This window comes from Pseudomonas sp. H1_D04 (genome assembly GCF_054683855.1).
Map to the genome: position 1 here is coordinate 2,124,271 of NZ_CP162826.1, position 15,475 is coordinate 2,139,745.

The 15,475-nt window shown below is 60.5% G+C and carries 15 protein-coding genes; 9 read left to right on the plus strand and 6 right to left on the minus strand.

Going from position 1 to position 15,475, the window contains the following annotated elements; all coding sequences use genetic code 11:
- Positions 1-4 precede the first annotated feature (4 nt).
- Positions 5-955 carry a choline sulfate utilization transcriptional regulator gene (locus AB4N82_RS09705; protein ID WP_032885121.1) on the minus strand — a complete coding sequence of 317 codons (951 nt, stop codon included), beginning with the start codon at positions 953-955 and terminating at the stop codon, positions 5-7.
- Positions 956-1,058: 103 nt separating this feature from the next.
- On the opposite strand from AB4N82_RS09705, the gene betC reads away from it, so the two are divergent.
- The 3 genes from betC to AB4N82_RS09720 all read left to right on the plus strand — a co-directional run bounded on the left by betC (position 1,059) and on the right by AB4N82_RS09720 (position 5,232).
- Positions 1,059-2,573, plus strand: a complete 1,515-nt coding sequence (gene betC, locus AB4N82_RS09710) for a choline-sulfatase (protein WP_122764025.1) — start codon at positions 1,059-1,061, stop codon at positions 2,571-2,573.
- A 16-nt stretch (positions 2,574-2,589) separates the two neighbouring features.
- Complete coding sequence (gene choX, locus AB4N82_RS09715; RefSeq protein ID WP_099601817.1) at positions 2,590-3,504, plus strand: choline ABC transporter substrate-binding protein; 915 nt, start codon at positions 2,590-2,592, stop codon at positions 3,502-3,504.
- A 159-nt stretch (positions 3,505-3,663) separates the two neighbouring features.
- Positions 3,664-5,232, plus strand: a complete 1,569-nt coding sequence (locus tag AB4N82_RS09720) for a SulP family inorganic anion transporter (protein ID WP_122764023.1) — start codon at positions 3,664-3,666, stop codon at positions 5,230-5,232.
- On the opposite strand, the gene aroE is transcribed toward AB4N82_RS09720, so the two are convergent.
- Together aroE and hemF are read right to left on the minus strand one after the other, a co-directional pair.
- Positions 5,233-6,054 (minus strand): shikimate dehydrogenase, encoded by an 822-nt coding sequence (aroE, locus tag AB4N82_RS09725; RefSeq protein WP_460104859.1) that lies wholly within the window; start codon positions 6,052-6,054, stop codon positions 5,233-5,235.
- Positions 6,054-6,986, minus strand: coding sequence for an oxygen-dependent coproporphyrinogen oxidase (gene hemF, locus AB4N82_RS09730; RefSeq protein ID WP_032885127.1), 933 nt, complete (start codon positions 6,984-6,986; stop codon positions 6,054-6,056). Before hemF ends, aroE begins: the two co-directional genes overlap by 1 nt.
- A 160-nt stretch (positions 6,987-7,146) precedes the next feature.
- Here hemF and AB4N82_RS09735 point away from each other — a divergent pair, with 160 nt between their 5' ends.
- Entirely contained in the window at positions 7,147-8,124 is a 978-nt protein-coding gene (locus AB4N82_RS09735) for a quinone oxidoreductase family protein (protein WP_122764021.1), read from the plus strand.
- 80 nt (positions 8,125-8,204) lie between these two features.
- On the opposite strand, the gene AB4N82_RS09740 is transcribed toward AB4N82_RS09735, so the two are convergent.
- From AB4N82_RS09740 to AB4N82_RS09750, 3 genes are all read right to left on the minus strand, one after another.
- The gene (locus AB4N82_RS09740; RefSeq protein ID WP_032885130.1) at positions 8,205-8,762 is read right to left on the minus strand and encodes an L-threonylcarbamoyladenylate synthase type 1 TsaC; all 558 of its coding nucleotides are present in this window, start codon (positions 8,760-8,762) and stop codon (positions 8,205-8,207) included.
- 75 nt (positions 8,763-8,837) lie between these two features.
- Positions 8,838-9,941: a DNA-processing protein DprA gene (gene dprA / locus AB4N82_RS09745; protein ID WP_122764020.1), complete on the minus strand. Its 1,104-nt coding sequence runs from the start codon at positions 9,939-9,941 to the stop codon at positions 8,838-8,840.
- Positions 9,942-10,004: 63 nt separating this feature from the next.
- On the minus strand, positions 10,005-10,772 hold the full coding sequence (locus tag AB4N82_RS09750; RefSeq protein ID WP_099601813.1) for a peptidoglycan-binding protein: 768 nt from the start codon (positions 10,770-10,772) through the stop codon (positions 10,005-10,007).
- Between the two features lie 135 nt (positions 10,773-10,907).
- Between AB4N82_RS09750 and def the strand changes: the two genes are divergently transcribed.
- The 5 genes from def to AB4N82_RS09775 all read left to right on the plus strand — a co-directional run bounded on the left by def (position 10,908) and on the right by AB4N82_RS09775 (position 15,471).
- Complete coding sequence (gene def, locus AB4N82_RS09755) at positions 10,908-11,414, plus strand: peptide deformylase (RefSeq protein ID WP_032885135.1); 507 nt, start codon at positions 10,908-10,910, stop codon at positions 11,412-11,414.
- Positions 11,415-11,483: 69 nt separating this feature from the next.
- On the plus strand, positions 11,484-12,437 hold the full coding sequence (gene fmt, locus AB4N82_RS09760) for a methionyl-tRNA formyltransferase (protein ID WP_122764019.1): 954 nt from the start codon (positions 11,484-11,486) through the stop codon (positions 12,435-12,437).
- Complete coding sequence (gene rsmB / locus AB4N82_RS09765) at positions 12,434-13,744, plus strand: 16S rRNA (cytosine(967)-C(5))-methyltransferase RsmB (protein ID WP_122764018.1); 1,311 nt, start codon at positions 12,434-12,436, stop codon at positions 13,742-13,744. The genes fmt and rsmB overlap by 4 nt, the downstream gene beginning before the upstream one ends.
- A gap of 23 nt (positions 13,745-13,767) precedes the next feature.
- Positions 13,768-15,141, plus strand: coding sequence for a Trk system potassium transporter TrkA (gene trkA / locus AB4N82_RS09770; protein WP_032885140.1), 1,374 nt, complete (start codon positions 13,768-13,770; stop codon positions 15,139-15,141).
- An 18-nt stretch (positions 15,142-15,159) separates the two neighbouring features.
- The gene (locus AB4N82_RS09775; protein WP_032885141.1) at positions 15,160-15,471 is read left to right on the plus strand and encodes a tetratricopeptide repeat protein; all 312 of its coding nucleotides are present in this window, start codon (positions 15,160-15,162) and stop codon (positions 15,469-15,471) included.
- The last annotated feature ends 4 nt before the right edge of the window (positions 15,472-15,475 follow it).

Sequence of the window (15,475 nt, forward strand, 5' to 3'; positions counted from 1 at the left end):
AATCCTAGACCGCAATCGACGGCAGGGCCAGTCCGGTCAGGGACTGCGCGCTGCTGGCCTGTTCTGCCTGCAACCAGTCGACGAAACGTTCGACCAACTGTCCACGCCGCTTGCGCTGGGGCTGCACCACGTAATAGCCAAAGCGCGAAATCACCGTATTGCCGATCGGTCGGCACAACCAGTTCTGTTCCAGCAGGTTATCCACCAAATGGCGCCAGCCGATCGCCACCCCTTGGCCGGCAATCGCTGCCTGGATCAGCAAGGTGTAGTTGTCGAAGCGAAGCTGGCCGGGAGTGGGTGCAGCGCTGATGCCCAGCTCGCGGAATACGCCACTCCAGTCGAACCACTGGCTGTTGTTTTCCTGGCGCAAGTGCAGCAAAGGCACATCGTGCAGATTCTGTAACGTCAGCGGCGCGGATTGGTCCTTGAGCCACTGCGGGCTGCACACCGGGAATACCTCCTCGTTGAACAACCACAGGCTGTCGCCCTGCTTGAAGCGGCCATCGCCAAACAGCACCGCCACGTCGATATCGCTGCGCAAGGTGGCGTGATTACGCTCGCTGGTCACCAAGCTCACATCGACCTGAGGGTTGGCCTGATGGAAACGGTGCAGGCGCGGCATCAGCCAGTAGGCCGCGAAGGCGAAGTCGGTGGCCACTTGCAGGACTTCGTGCTGATCCTGCTGGGTGATGGCGCTGAGGCCCTGATTAATGGTTTGCAGGCCACCTTGCACATGCTCGAACAGCAAGGCGCCGGCGTCCGTCAGTTCGATGCCGCGGTAGATGCGATCAAACAGGCGGACCGCCAACTGTTCTTCCAGGCGCTTGATCTGCTGGCTGATCGCTGGTTGAGTGGTGCCCAGCTCCATCGCGGCGGCGGTAAAGCTGCGATGACGTGCCGCCGCTTCAAACGCGCGCAGCAGGTCGAGGGACAGGTCACCAAGGGATTCATACATAAGCTGTGCTTATCCTAGACATTGCTTTTCATGGGCTTTACCCCATTTTCCATGGGCCGCATGCTCAATCGCATAAACACCGCCTATGGAATGCCGAGAACCCATGAAGCGCAAGAACATTCTTTTCATCATGGCCGATCAAATGGCCGCGCCGATGCTGCCGTTCTACGGTTCCTCCCCGATCAAGCTGCCGAATCTGAGCCGCCTCGCCGAGCAAGGCGTGGTGTTCGACGCCGCCTATTGCAACAGCCCGCTGTGCGCGCCGTCGCGCTTTACCTTGGTCAGCGGCCAATTGCCGAGCAAGATTGGCGCCTACGACAACGCGGCTGATTTCCCCGCCGATGTACCGACCTACGCTCACTACCTGCGTCGTCTCGGTTACCGCACTGCGCTGTCGGGCAAGATGCATTTCTGCGGCCCCGACCAACTGCACGGCTACGAGGAACGCCTGACCAGCGACATCTACCCCGCCGACTACGGCTGGGCAGTGAACTGGGACGAGCCGGACGTGCGCCCCAGCTGGTACCACAACATGTCCTCGGTGCTGCAAGCAGGTCCTTGCGTGCGCACCAATCAGTTGGATTTTGACGAAGAGGTGGTGTTCAAGGCCCAGCAGTACCTGTTCGACCATATTCGTGAGGACGGCGACCAGCCATTCTGCCTGACCGTATCCATGACCCATCCCCACGACCCGTACACCATTCCCAAGCCGTTCTGGGATCTGTACGACGACAACGACATTCCCTTGCCTGCAACGCCCGCGCAAAGTGATCTCGACCCGCATTCCCAGCGCCTGCTCAAGGTTTATGACCTGTGGGACAAGCCGCTGCCTGTGGATAAGATCCGCGATGCGCGCCGGGCTTACTTTGGCGCCTGCAGTTACATCGACAGCAATGTCGGCAAGCTGCTGCAAACCCTGGAAGACACCGGCCTGGCCAACGACACGGTTATCGTGTTCTCCGGCGACCACGGCGACATGCTCGGCGAGCGCGGCCTCTGGTACAAAATGCACTGGTTTGAAATGGCAGCCCGCGTGCCGCTGCTGATCTGCGCTCCGGGGCAGTTTGCGGCGGGCCGCGTGTCCAACGCCGTGTCCACCGCCGACCTGCTGCCGACCCTGGTGGAACTGGCCGGCGGTCAACTCGACCCACACCTGCCACTCGATGGCCGCTCGCTGATCCCGCACTTGCAAGGGCAGGGCGGGCACGACGAAGTGTTCGGCGAATACATGGCCGAAGGCACCATCAGCCCGCTGATGATGATTCGCCGTGGCGCCTACAAATTCATCTACAGCGAAGACGACCCTTGTCTACTGTTCGATGTGCACAACGACCCGCACGAGCGGGAAGAGCTCAGCCAGTCACGGGAACACCGGCCACTGTTCGAGGCGTTTTTGAATGAAGCGCGGGCCAAATGGGACATCCCGGCGATCCACCAGCAGGTGCTCGCCAGCCAACGCCGTCGACGCCTGGTGTTTGAGGCGCTGACCCAAGGCAAGCTGAAGAGCTGGGATCACCAGCCACTGGTCGACGCCAGTCAGCAATACATGCGCAACCATATCGACCTCGATGACCTGGAGCGCAAGGCACGTTATCCACAACCCTGCCAAAACCAATAAATACAGAGGGAAGGCCATGCAAAAGTTATCTGTGATAGTGGGCATGCTGGTGCTGGGCAGCGCCAATGTGTATGCAGACACCAGCTGTGAAGCCGTAAAAATGGCCGATCCGGGCTGGAGCGATATCGCGGCCACCAATGCCATCACCGGTTTTCTGCTGACGGGCATGGGCTACAAACCCAAGGTCGACACCCTGGCGGTGCCGATTACCTTTGGCGGGCTCAAAGACGGCCAGGTGGATGTGTTCCTCGGCAACTGGATGCCCGCGCAGCAGGGTTTTTACGACAAGTTCGTGGCCAATGGCGATGTGGTGCAACTGGCGAAAAACCTCGACGGCACCGAGTTCACCCTCGCCGTGCCGGACTACGTGTGGGACGCGGGTGTGCATGACTTCGCCGACCTGAACAAATTTGCCGACAAGTTCGACAAGAAGATCTACGGCATCGGCTCCGGCGCGCCGGCGAATATCTCGTTGCAGGAGATCATCAAGAAGAATGACTTTGATCTGGGCCAATGGAAGCTGGTCGAGTCCAGCGAACAAGCGATGCTCGCGGAAGTGTCGCGGGCGGTGAAGAAACAGCGCTTCGTCACCTTCCTCGGTTGGACCCCGCATCCGATGAACGTGCAGTTGAAAATGCACTACCTCAAAGGTGGGGAAAAGTATTTTGGTGACACCGGCAGCGTTTATACCTTGACCCGCAAAGGTTATGCACAAGCCTGCCCGAACGTAGGAAAACTGCTGACCAACCTGAGTTTCACCCAGGAGATGGAGAACAGCATCATGGCTGAGGTGGTTAATAAAAAGGTCAGCAATGCCGAAGCGGCGAAGGCGTGGATCAAGGCGAACCCGGCGGTGCTGGATAAATGGTTGGACGGTGTGAAAACCGTGGATGGCAAGGACGCGTTGCCGGCAGTAAAGGCCAAACTCTAGGGCCTTGCGCTATTCCAATGTGGGAGGGGGCTTGCTCCCGATAGCGGAGTGCCAGTCAGAGAGATTTAGACGGGTCCACCTATATCGGGAGCAAGCCCCCTCCCACAAGGACCAGTGTGTACTGATACCCTGAGTCAAACCTTTTCAGCCGAGTTATAAATGCCCCGGCCCAACCGCCATACACTCTTCCCCTTCCTCAGCTGGCTCCCGCGTCAAACCCGAGCCACTGTGGGCCGGGACGCGCTGGTCGGCCTCAGCGGCGCCGTGCTCGCACTGCCCCAATCGATTGCCTACGCGCTGATCGCCGGTCTTCCACCGGAGTACGGTCTGTACGCCGCCATCATCCCGGTGCTGATCGCGTGCCTGTGGGGTTCATCCTGGCACCTGATCTGTGGCCCGACGGCGGCGATTTCCATCGTGCTGTATGCCAGCGTGAGCCCATTGGCCGTGCCGGGGTCGCAGGACTACATCACCTTGATCCTGTTGCTCACCTTTCTCGCCGGCGTATTCCAGTGGCTGCTGGGCATGCTGCGCTTTGGCGCACTGGTGAACTTTGTCTCCCATTCGGTGGTGTTGGGTTTCACCTTGGGCGCCGCCGTGGTGATTGCCCTGGGGCAGTTGCCGAACCTGTTGGGGCTGGATTTGCCGAGCCAGGCCACCGCAATCAATAGCCTGCTGGCGCTGATCCACCATGCTGGCGAGTGGGACCACGCGTCCCTTGTCCTGGGGATCGGGACGTTGCTGGTGGGTGCTTTGCTCAAATACCTCGTGCCTCGCTGGCCAACGCTACTGATCGCACTGACCCTGGGTAGCCTGGCAACGTGGCTATGGCCGGCGATGTTCGGGCATGTGGCGTTGGTCAGTTCGTTTATCGGCAAACTGCCGCCGTTCAGCCCGTTACCGTTGGACCTGGACATGATCCTGCGCCTGCTGCCCAGTGCCGTGGCGGTGGGCATGCTGGGACTGGTGACCAGCCTGTCGATTGCCCGCTCGCTGTCGGCTCGTTCGCAACAGTTGCTCGACGCGAATCAGGAAGTTCGCGCGCAGGGTTTATCCAATATCGTCGGCGGATTTTTCTCCGGCTATCTGTCGGCCGGTTCCTTTACCCGCTCAGGCCTCAGCTACGAGGCAGGTGCTTGCTCGCCGTTGGCCGGGGTGTTTTCCGCGTTATGGGTGGCGCTGTTTGCGCTATTTGGTGCGGCATTGATCGCGCATATTCCAATTCCGAGCATGGCGGCGAGCATCCTGCTGATTTGCTGGGGCTTGGTGGATCATCGTGCTATTCGCGCGCTGTTTCGCGTCAGCCGTGCAGAGTTTGTGGTGATGAGCCTGACCTGTGTCGCCACGTTATTACTGGAGCTGCAAACGGCGATCTATGCGGGGGTGCTGGCGTCGCTGTTTTTCTATCTCAAACGCACGTCGCAGCCACGGGTTCAACAATGGCGAGACGGTGACGAAGATATATTGCGAGTCGGCGGCTCGATCTTTTTTGGCGCCAGCCATTACCTGCAAGTGCGCCTGCAAAGTTTGCAGGGCAAGCGGGTGGTGATCGAGGCGCAGCAGATCAACTTTATCGACTATTCCGGGGTAGAGATGCTGCACCAGGAGGCGCGGAGATTGAAGGGGTTGGGGCGTAGCCTGACATTGCGCGGGGCACGGCCGCAGGTGGTTGAAGAGCTGAAGAAACTGGAAGGGGCCGATAACTGCCCCATCCAGTTTGAAGATTGATTACTGCGCCAACTGACGGCGCAGTTCAGCCAACACCGGCGCCGAATCCGGGCGCACACCGCGCCATAGAAAGAACGCTTCAGCGGCCTGTTCAACCAGCATGCCCAGGCCATCCATTGCCACAGCTGCACCTTGCTCAGCCGCCCAGCGGCAAAACGCGGTCGGCTCCTTGGCATACATCATGTCGTAGCAAAAGGTCTTGCCCGGTTCTATCAAGCTGCCGGCAATCGGCGGTAAATCGCCTGACAGGCTGGCAGACGTGGCATTGATGATTACGTCCACCGGCTCACGCAGCCAGTCGAAACCACTGGCCGACACCGGGCCCAAGTCGTCGAACAACTCGGCGAGCAATTCAGCCTTTTCCACAGTGCGATTGGCGATGACCAATGAAGCAGGACGCTCAGCCAGCAACGGTTCCAACGCCCCGCGTACCGCGCCACCGGCACCCAGCAACAGGATGCGTTTGCCTTGCAGGCTCAACCCGGCGTTTACCGTCAGGTCGCGCACCAGGCCCGCGCCGTCGGTGTTATCACCCAGCAGCGTGCCATCGGCCAACTTGCTCAGGGTGTTCACCGCACCGGCGCGTTGGGCGCGCTCGGTGAGGCTATTGGCCAGACGGTAAGCGTCTTCCTTGAACGGTACGGTGACGTTAGCGCCACGGCCTTGCTGGAAAAAATCACGGGCACAACCGGTGAAATCCTCCAAGGGCGCAAGCAAAGTGCTGTAGTCCAATTGTTCGCCGGTCTGCTCGGCGAACATGCGGTGAATCAGCGGCGACTTGCTGTGACCGATGGGGTTGCCGAAGACAACATAACGATCCATCAGACCGCCGCCTTAGGCGCGACAACGCCAAGCCAGTCGCGGTCTTGCAGGAAGTAATCAGTGAGCCGCGCCTCTTCGCTGCCGGCCTCGGCCTTCCAGTCATAGCTCCAGCGCACTTGCGGCGGCAGCGACATCAGGATCGATTCGGTACGCCCGCCCGATTGCAGACCAAATAGGGTGCCACGGTCGTAGACCAGGTTGAATTCAACATAGCGGCCGCGACGGAATTCCTGAAACTGGCGCTGCTGCTCGGTATAGGCCATGGCTTTGCGACGCTGCACGATCGGCAGGTAGGCATCGATATAGGCATCGCCGATGGCGCGGATGAAGGCGAAGCAGGTGTCGAAGTCCCACTCGTTCAAGTCATCGAAAAACAGGCCGCCGATACCACGGGGTTCGTTGCGATGCTTGATATGGAAGTAGGTGTCACACCAGGCCTTGTAGCGCGAGTACACGTCCGGGCCAAAAGGTGCGCAGGCCTGCTCGGCAACACGGTGCCAGTGGATGCAGTCTTCTTCGTTGCCGTAATACGGAGTGAGGTCAAAGCCACCACCGAACCACCACACCGGCTCTTCGCCTTCTTTTTCAGCGATGAAAAAACGCACGTTGGCATGGGACGTCGGCACATGAGGATTGTGCGGGTGGATCACCAGCGACACGCCGAGGGCTTCAAAGCCACGACCGGCCAGCTCTGGGCGGTGTGCGCTGGCGGATGGTGGCAGGCCGCTGCCGAATACGTGAGAAAAGTTAACGCCGCCTTTTTCGATCACCGAACCGTTTTCGATCACACGGGTGCGACCGCCACCGCCGGCAGGCCGGGTCCAGGCGTCTTCGATAAAGCGAGTGTCCGTCTCAAAGGTTTCCAGGGCGCTGCAAATGCGGTCTTGCAGGTCAAGCAGGTAGGCCTTTACAGCCTCGGTGCGGGTAGTCATGGCATCACCTTGAATCGGGCAAAGCTACGCGAGGCCATTGGGCGTCGGCGGCAAATGGGCGCACAGGATACCACTGCACCCTATGCCGTCGCAGTTGACGAAGATCAAGCTTAGGAGTCCGATAGGGGGCTACGCGAATTCGACCCAAGGAGAAGTGCAGATGGCCAAACGTATCCAGTTCAGCGCCCATGGCGGCCCCGATGTACTTGAATATGTGGACTACACGCCGGCGGAGCCGGGCCCGCAGCAGGTTCGTGTGCGTAACGAGGCCATTGGCCTGAACTTCATCGACACCTATTTCCGCAGCGGCCTATACGCACCACCGGCCTTGCCGTCCGGTCTGGGCGCAGAAGGCGCCGGCGTAGTTGACGCGGTTGGCAGCGAAGTCACCCAATTCAAGGTCGGCGACCGCGTGGCCTACGGCAGCGGCCCGCTCGGCGCGTACAGCGAACTGCACGTACTGCCCGCCGCTAACCTGGTGCACCTGCCGGACGACATCAGCTTCGAACAAGCCGCCGGTGCCATGCTCAAGGGCCTGACCGTGCAGTACCTGTTGCGCCAGACCTATGAACTGAAGGGCGGCGAGACCATCCTGTTCCACGCTGCGGCCGGTGGCGTGGGCTCCCTGGCCTGCCAATGGGCCAAGGCGCTCGGCGTGAAGTTGATCGGTACCGTGAGTTCGCCAGAGAAAGCCGCTTTGGCCAAATCCCTCGGTGCCTGGGAAACCATCGACTACAGCAAGGAAAACGTCGCACAGCGAGTGCAGGAATTGACCGACGGCAAAAAGGTCCCGGTGGTGTACGACGGTGTCGGCAAGGACACGTGGCTGACTTCCCTGGACAGCGCGGCGCCCCGTGGGTTGGTGGTGAGCTTTGGCAATGCCTCGGGCGCGGTGGATGGGGTGAACTTGGGGATACTCTCGGCCAAGGGCTCGCTGTACGTGACCCGACCGACCCTGGCGACCTACGCCAACAACCCGGCGAACTTGCAGGCGATGGCGGATGATCTGTTTTCGATGATCCAGAGCGGCAAGGTGCGCATTGATATCAACCAGCGGTATTCGCTGGCGGACGCGGCGAAGGCACAGACGGAGTTGTCGGGGCGGCGCACCACCGGGTCGACCATCCTGTTGCCGTAAGGCTTAAGAACGCTATCGCCGGCAATAGCACGCAATCCTCTGTAGAAGGTGCCTTGCCGGCGATCAGCCACACCTCAGTATTACGACGGTCGCACCACCTCACCGGTTGCCAGATTACGAATCAGGCTTGGATTCTTGCGCCCGCCGAGGGCGCCACCCAGTACCAAGTCGACCTGACCACGGAAATACTGCTCCACGCGAATCCGCGAGCGCGCAGCCGGGCGGCCTTGAGGGTTGGCCGACGTGGAAATCAACGGCCCGACCAGCGAACACAAATCCCGCACCAGAGGATGGTCAGTAACCCGTAGCGCGACCGTGTCGTGCACACCGGTCACCCATGCCGGCAGCAAGTCCTGATGGGGCACCAGCCAAGTGTTCGGCCCTGGCCAGGTGCTGGCCATGCGGTCGATCCAGTCTTGGGGAAAATCTTCGAAGAGAAAATCAAACTGACGAATGTTGTCGGCCACCAGGATCAGGCCCTTGTCCACCGAGCGATTCTTGATGGCGAGCAAACGGTCGACTGCTTCTTCATTCCACGGGTCGCAGCCCAAGCCCCATACCGCCTCGGTTGGATAGGCAATCACCGCGCCTGCGCGAATTTCTCGTGCGGTTTCCAACACACGCCACCTGTTGACCATTGCTCATTCTCCGGACTAAAGCTCTGGGCAGTTTACCGATCTTCTTTACAAAACCTAGTTCCAAAAAACCGGCAGCTATAAAAGCTGACTACGCGCCAGCCAGCGACCGCTTTCGCAAATCACCTGGCCTTCAAGCTCCAGCTCCGTGAGGGTCGCCAACACTTGGGACAAAGGCCGACCGCTGGCAATCGCCAGGGCTTCGCTGGTGTGGGGCGCCGCGTGCAGCAACGCCACCAGCGGATGGATCACCGGCATCGGCGCCGGGCGCGACAAAGCCTGCCAGCCCCGCAAGCCTTCGAGGATGTGCTCAATGGTTTCCACCAGCATTGCACCATCGCGGATCAACTGATGACAGCCTTTGGCTCCAGGGTGATGGATGGAGCCCGGGATGGCATACACCTCCCGGCCTTGCTCGGCCGCCAGCTTGGCGGTGATCAGTGAGCCACTGGCCACACTGGCTTCCACCACCAACACGCCCAGCGACAGGCCACTGATGATTCGATTGCGCCGCGGAAAGTTGCTCGCCTGAGGCCCAGCGTCCAGTGGGAACTCGGAAATCACTGCGCTGCCCTGGGCAATCATCGCCTCTGCGAGCCTTCGGTGGCGCTGTGGATAAACATTTTCCAGGCCAGTGCCAAGCACGCCGATGGTGTGTCCACCCACATCCAATGCAGCTTGATGCGCCGCTCCGTCGATACCCAGTGCGAGGCCACTGGTGATGACAAAACCGGCGCTGGCCAAACTACGGGAAAAAGCGGCAGCGGTGTCCATGCCAGGGCGCGACGCGCGCCGGCTGCCGACCATCGCCAGTTGAGGTTTTTCGAGGATTGAAGGGTCGCCAGCGACGAATAACAGCGGTGGCGCATCGTCGATCTGGGCTAGTAATGCCGGATACTCAGGCTGGTCCCACATCAGCAAATGCTGGGCCGGACGACTCAACCACGACAATGCCTCACTGGCGCCATCTCGGATTTCGGGACTGCGACGAGCGTCTGCGCTGATGAGTGGCAAGCCCAGTGCACGCCAGGCACTCGCAGGCGCGCTGATGGCCTTTGAAGCGCTGCCGAACGCTTCGATCAACAACCTAAAACGCTTCGGGCCTACTTCTGGCAGCCTGTGCAAGCGTAGTCGGGCCTCCAGTTCTGAAGGGGAAATTTCACTGCTGTTTATCGGAAACATCTGATCATCCTTGACCGGAACAAGCTGTGGATAACTCTGTTGGTAACTTATTTAGCAGGCTATTTATTGCGTTTGCGCAGCAGTCTCGAAACGGTCCATGACTGCCAACGGGCGTGAGGCGCTGAGAACCAGGCCATAACTGAGTTTTTCGTAGGTGCGGAACACCAGCAGAGTGCCGGCGCGCTCATCGGGTAGCTTCGTGGGAACACCGGTGAGCGGGTCGCGGACGGTGGCGCCGGTTTTAATGACGGTCAGCAGTTGACCCTCCATCAGACCGTCGCGCCGGCCTTTACTCAGGGTGACGGCGTCCAGCACGCCAATCTGGGTGACGCCCCTGGGGATATCGATGATTTTTCCTTCGATGAAAGGCGCTGACTTTACGGGCTCCAGCGCCGTAGGCAATTGCGCGCGGAGCAGGCGGTCGCCAGGGCGTACCTCCTGAGTTACCCGTTGCACAGCGAGGGTGGTGAGGTCGCCCGCCATCACAAAGCGCGCGGTACCGATGTCATCGGCGTTGATACCCAGCAATTCCTGCGTTTGAGGGTCGGCGTAGACCTTGCCTCGGCGAAAGATCCCATAGCTTGGCTGGGCCGGATCCAGGTCGCCTCTGGCGTGCACACGTTCGCCATTGGCCCCCAGCACGCGCCCGCCGTCGGTCGCGACAATGTAAGGCGCATTGTCCAGATCCTGAGGCGTATCAAGAATACGGTTATGCAATAAAAACCGCTGAATGGCCTGTTGCGTCGGTTGATCCAGACGCGAGCCAGGTTGGGGAAGCAGGGCTGCGGCGAACGGGGCCCATAGCAGCAAGACGAGTAGCGATTTCCTCATGGGGTGAATCTCCTTTATTATGTGCGTTCGCGTGAAATGCCAGAGCCTTCGCGGCTTTCGAACCTTTCACACCGGCCGTTTGGGTCCATCCCACCGCCGATTTGCCTTTACCTCACATGTGCAGCAATTACGCTTATGGCTATTTTGAACATCCTCGAATTCCCCGACTCGCGCCTGCGCACGATCGCCAAACCGGTGGCCGTAGTGGACGACAAGGTTCGTCAGTTGGTCGATGACATGTTTGAAACAATGTATGAAGCCCCGGGCATTGGCCTCGCCGCCACCCAGGTCAACGTGCATCAGCGCGTCGTGGTCATGGACCTGTCGGAAGACCGTAGCGAACCGATGGTGTACATCAACCCTGAGTTCGAGCCACTGACCGAAGAGATGGGCGAATATCAGGAAGGCTGCCTGTCGGTGCCGGAGTTCTACGAGAACGTCGAGCGCCCGCTGCGCGTGAAGATCAAAGCCCTGGACCGTGACGGTAAGCCGTTCGAGCTGATTGCCGAAGGCCTGCTGGCAGTGTGCATCCAGCACGAATGCGACCACCTCAACGGCAAACTATTTGTCGATTACCTGTCCACGCTCAAGCGCGACAGGATCAAGAAGAAGCTGGAAAAAAAGCATCGCCAGCAAGCTTGATGCCCTCCTTCCAAAGGCTTGCTGCGGCAAGCCTTTTTCTTTTGTGACTGTTTTTAACCGAGACTTCCCATGACCGAGCCATTGCGCATTGTTTTTGCCGGCACCCCTGAATTCGCCGCCGAACACCTCAAGGCGCTGCTTGCCAGCCCTCACGATGTCATTGCGGTGTATACCCAGCCGGATCGCCCGGCCGGTCGCGGGCAAAAACTGATGCCGAGCCCGGTCAAGCAGTTGGCGCTTGAGCACAACATTCCTGTACTGCAGCCGCCTACCCTGCGCAACGCCGAGGCCCAGGCCGAGCTGGCTGCGCTCAATCCTGACCTACTGGTGGTGGTGGCTTACGGCTTGATCCTGCCGCAAGTGGTGCTGGATATCCCGCGCCTGGGTTGCATCAACAGCCATGCGTCGCTGCTGCCACGCTGGCGCGGTGCGGCGCCGATTCAGCGCGCGGTGGAAGCCGGTGATGCGCAAAGCGGTGTGACCGTGATGCGCATGGAGGCAGGTTTGGACACCGGCCCGATGCTGCTCAAAGTGGTTACGCCGATCACCGCCGAAGACACTGGCGGCAGCCTGCACGACCGCCTGGCCGAAATGGGCCCAACTGCCGTCATCCAAGCCATCGCCGGCCTCGCCGAAGGCACCCTGGAAGGCGAAGTGCAGGACGATAGCCTGGCCACCTACGCCCACAAATTGAACAAAGACGAAGCACGCATCGACTGGAGCCGTCCGGCGGTGGAGCTGGAACGGCTGGTGCGTGCCTTCAACCCGTGGCCGGTCTGCCACAGCACCCTCAACGGCGAAGCCTTGAAAGTGCTGGCTGCCCATTTGGCGGACGGCAAAGGCGCCCCCGGCGAGATAATCGGCGCCAGCAAGGAAGGCCTGTTGGTCGCCTGCGGTGAACAGGCGCTGTGCCTGACGCGTCTGCAATTACCCGGCGGCAAGGCGCTGAATTTCAGCGACTTGTTCAACAGCCGTCGTGAGAAATTTTCCCTGGGCACTGTACTTGGGGTGGCCGCGCGATGAACCCACGTCTGGCCGCCGCCAAGGCTCTCGCCGCCGTACTCAACGGCAAGGCTTCGCTGAACAGTTCACTGCCCACGCAGTTGGATAAAGTCGAAGACCGTGATCGCGGCTTCACCCAGGACCTGGCCTTTGGCACCGCCCGTTGGCAACCTCGTTTGTCGGCGCTGGCGGCCAAGCTGCTGCAAAAGCCTTTCAAGGCGGCCGATGCTGACGTCGAGGCGCTGTTGCTGGTGGGGCTTTATCAGTTGCTCTACACCCGCGTGCCGGCCCACGCCGCCATCGGTGAAACCGTCGGATGCGCCGACAAGCTGAAAAAACCTTGGGCCAAGGCCCTGCTCAACGCTGTGCTGCGCCGTGCCCAACGCGAAAGCGAGGCGCTGCTGGCGGAGCTGGAACATGACCCGGTAGTGCGTACCGCCCACCCGCGCTGGCTGCAAAAATCCCTCAAGGCGTTCTGGCCCGAGCAGTGGGAAGCCATTTGCACGGCGAACAATGCGCACCCGCCGATGATCCTGCGGGTCAACCGTCGCCATCACAGCCGTGACGCGTACCTGCAATTGCTGACGGCCGCAGGCATCAACGCGACGCCGTGCGTGTACAGCACCGACGGCATCGTGCTGGAGGCCGCCGCCGATGTACACAGCCTGCCGGGCTTTGCCGAGGGTTGGATCAGTGTGCAGGACGAAGCCGCGCAACTGGCCGCCGACCTGCTCGATCTGGCACCGGGCCAGCGCGTGCTGGACGCTTGTTGTGCACCAGGCGGTAAGACATGTCACATCCTGGAAGTCGAAAAAGGCTTGGCCGGTGTCGTCGCTGTTGACCTGGAAGCCAAGCGCCTCGTGCGTGTAAGGGAAAACCTCGCACGCCTGGGCCTGAGCGCCGAACTGATCGCCGCCGACGGCCGTGACACCGCCGCATGGTGGGACGGCAAACCGTTCCAGCGCATTCTGCTGGACGCGCCTTGCTCCGCGACCGGTGTGATCCGCCGCCACCCGGACATCAAGCTCACACGCCAACCCGACGACATCGCCGCCCTGGCCGCGCTGCAAGGTGAACTGTTGGACGCGATGTGGCCGACCCTCGAAGTCGGCGGCATTCTGCTCTACGCCACCTGCTCGACATTGCCCACCGAAAATACTGAGGTGATCGAAGCCTTCCTCGCTCGCACAAGCGGCGCCCGTGAGCTGGATCTCGCCACGACGGCCGGTATCAAGCAGCCTCACGGTCGCCAACTGCTCGCGCAAGAAGGCGGACACGATGGCTTCTACTACGCCAAACTGATCAAGATCGCCGCCGCGCGTGGCTGAATGGTTATTGAGGGAGTGACCGGATGAAAATCATCATCCTTGGGGCAGGGCAGGTCGGCGGCACACTGGCCGAACATTTGGCCAGTGAAGCCAACGACATTACCGTGGTCGACACCGATAGCGAACGACTGCGCGACTTGGGCGACCGCCTGGATATCCGCACCGTACAAGGTCGTGCATCGTTTCCTACGGTGCTGCGTCAGGCCGGGGCCGACGATGCCGACATGCTCGTGGCCGTGACCAACAGCGACGAGACCAATATGGTCGCCTGCCAAGTCGCCCATACCCTGTTCCACACCCCGACCAAGATCGCCCGGGTCCGCGAAGCCGCCTACCTGACCCGCGCCGGCCTGTTCGATAACGACGCCATTCCTGTAGATGTGCTCATCAGTCCTGAGCAAGTGGTGACCCACTACATCAAGCGCCTGATCGAAATCCCGGGCGCCTTGCAGGTGATCGACTTCGCCGGTGGCAAAGCCCAATTGGTCGCAGTGAAGGCCTATTACGGCGGTCCACTGGTCGGCCAACAACTGCGCCAACTGCGTGAACACATGCCCAATGTGGAAACCCGCGTAGCGGCGATTTTTCGGCGTGACCGGCCGATCCTGCCGCAGGGCGATACAGTGATCGAAGCCGACGACGAGGTGTTTTTCATCGCGGCCAAAGCGAATATTCGCGCCGTCATGAGCGAAATGCGCCGGCTCGACGAGAACTACAAGCGCATCGTTATCGCCGGAGGCGGCCAGATCGGCGAGCGGCTGGCCGAGGCCATCGAAAGTCGTTACCAAGTGAAGATCATCGAGATGAATCCGGCGCGCTGCCGGCATTTGTCCGACACCCTCGACAGCACCGTCGTCCTGCAAGGCAGCGCCTCGGACCGCGACCTGTTGATGGAAGAGAACATCGCCGACGCCGACATCTTCCTGGCCCTGACCAACGATGACGAAGCCAACATCATGTCGTCGCTGCTGGCCAAGCGGCTGGGGGCGAAGAAGGTGATGACCATCATCAACAACCCGGCCTATGTCGACCTGATCCAGGGCGGCGATATCGACATCGCCATCAGCCCGCAGTTGGCCACCATCGGCACCTTGCTGGCCCACGTACGCCGTGGCGATATCGTCAGCGTGCACTCCTTGCGGCGCGGCGCGGCGGAAGCCATTGAGGCGATCGCCCATGGGGATTCGAAGTCGAGCAAAGTGATCGGCAAAGCCATCCGCGATATCGGCCTGCCGCCGGGCACAACCATTGGCGCGATCATTCGTGACGAAGAGGTGATCATTGCCCACGACGATACGATGATCGCCACGGGTGACCACGTGATCCTGTTCCTGGTGGATAAAAAACATATCCGCGATGTGGAGAAGTTGTTCCACGTGGGATTGAGCTTTTTCTGATCAACCGGAGTGACCGACATGCTCGAATCCCTGGAAAAAATGCTCGCCAAGGGTGTGGATAATTCGCTGCTGCGCTTCGGCTTGGGCAAGGGTTATCTGGATTTGAAGGACAACGCCAAGGCGGCGGAGCATTTGCAGAAATGCGTCGAGTTCGATCCGAAGTATTCGGCGGCGTGGAAGTTGTTGGGCAAGGCACAGTTAGGCCAGGGTGATAACTCCGCAGCGCGACAGGCGTGGGAGAAGGGCGTTGAAGCGGCCCAGGCCCATGGCGACAAGCAGGCCGAGAAAGAGATGACGGTGTTCCTGAAGAAACTCGACCGCCAAAGCTAAGCAG

Coding starts and splice junctions, on each gene's coding strand:
- aroE (WP_460104859.1), bottom strand. CDS start 6,054: ATGGATCGTTATGTTGTCTTCGGCAACCCCATCGGTCACAGCAAGTCG.
- betC (WP_122764025.1), top strand. CDS start 1,059: ATGAAGCGCAAGAACATTCTTTTCATCATGGCCGATCAAATGGCCGCG.
- AB4N82_RS09740 (WP_032885130.1), bottom strand. CDS start 8,762: ATGGTCAACAGGTGGCGTGTGTTGGAAACCGCACGAGAAATTCGCGCA.
- AB4N82_RS09750 (WP_099601813.1), bottom strand. CDS start 10,772: ATGAGGAAATCGCTACTCGTCTTGCTGCTATGGGCCCCGTTCGCCGCA.
- dprA (WP_122764020.1), bottom strand. CDS start 9,941: ATGTTTCCGATAAACAGCAGTGAAATTTCCCCTTCAGAACTGGAGGCC.
- def (WP_032885135.1), top strand. CDS start 10,908: ATGGCTATTTTGAACATCCTCGAATTCCCCGACTCGCGCCTGCGCACG.
- choX (WP_099601817.1), top strand. CDS start 2,590: ATGCAAAAGTTATCTGTGATAGTGGGCATGCTGGTGCTGGGCAGCGCC.
- AB4N82_RS09735 (WP_122764021.1), top strand. CDS start 7,147: ATGGCCAAACGTATCCAGTTCAGCGCCCATGGCGGCCCCGATGTACTT.
- AB4N82_RS09720 (WP_122764023.1), top strand. CDS start 3,664: ATGCCCCGGCCCAACCGCCATACACTCTTCCCCTTCCTCAGCTGGCTC.
- fmt (WP_122764019.1), top strand. CDS start 11,484: ATGACCGAGCCATTGCGCATTGTTTTTGCCGGCACCCCTGAATTCGCC.
- AB4N82_RS09705 (WP_032885121.1), bottom strand. CDS start 955: ATGTATGAATCCCTTGGTGACCTGTCCCTCGACCTGCTGCGCGCGTTT.
- hemF (WP_032885127.1), bottom strand. CDS start 6,986: ATGACTACCCGCACCGAGGCTGTAAAGGCCTACCTGCTTGACCTGCAA.
- trkA (WP_032885140.1), top strand. CDS start 13,768: ATGAAAATCATCATCCTTGGGGCAGGGCAGGTCGGCGGCACACTGGCC.
- rsmB (WP_122764018.1), top strand. CDS start 12,434: ATGAACCCACGTCTGGCCGCCGCCAAGGCTCTCGCCGCCGTACTCAAC.
- AB4N82_RS09775 (WP_032885141.1), top strand. CDS start 15,160: ATGCTCGAATCCCTGGAAAAAATGCTCGCCAAGGGTGTGGATAATTCG.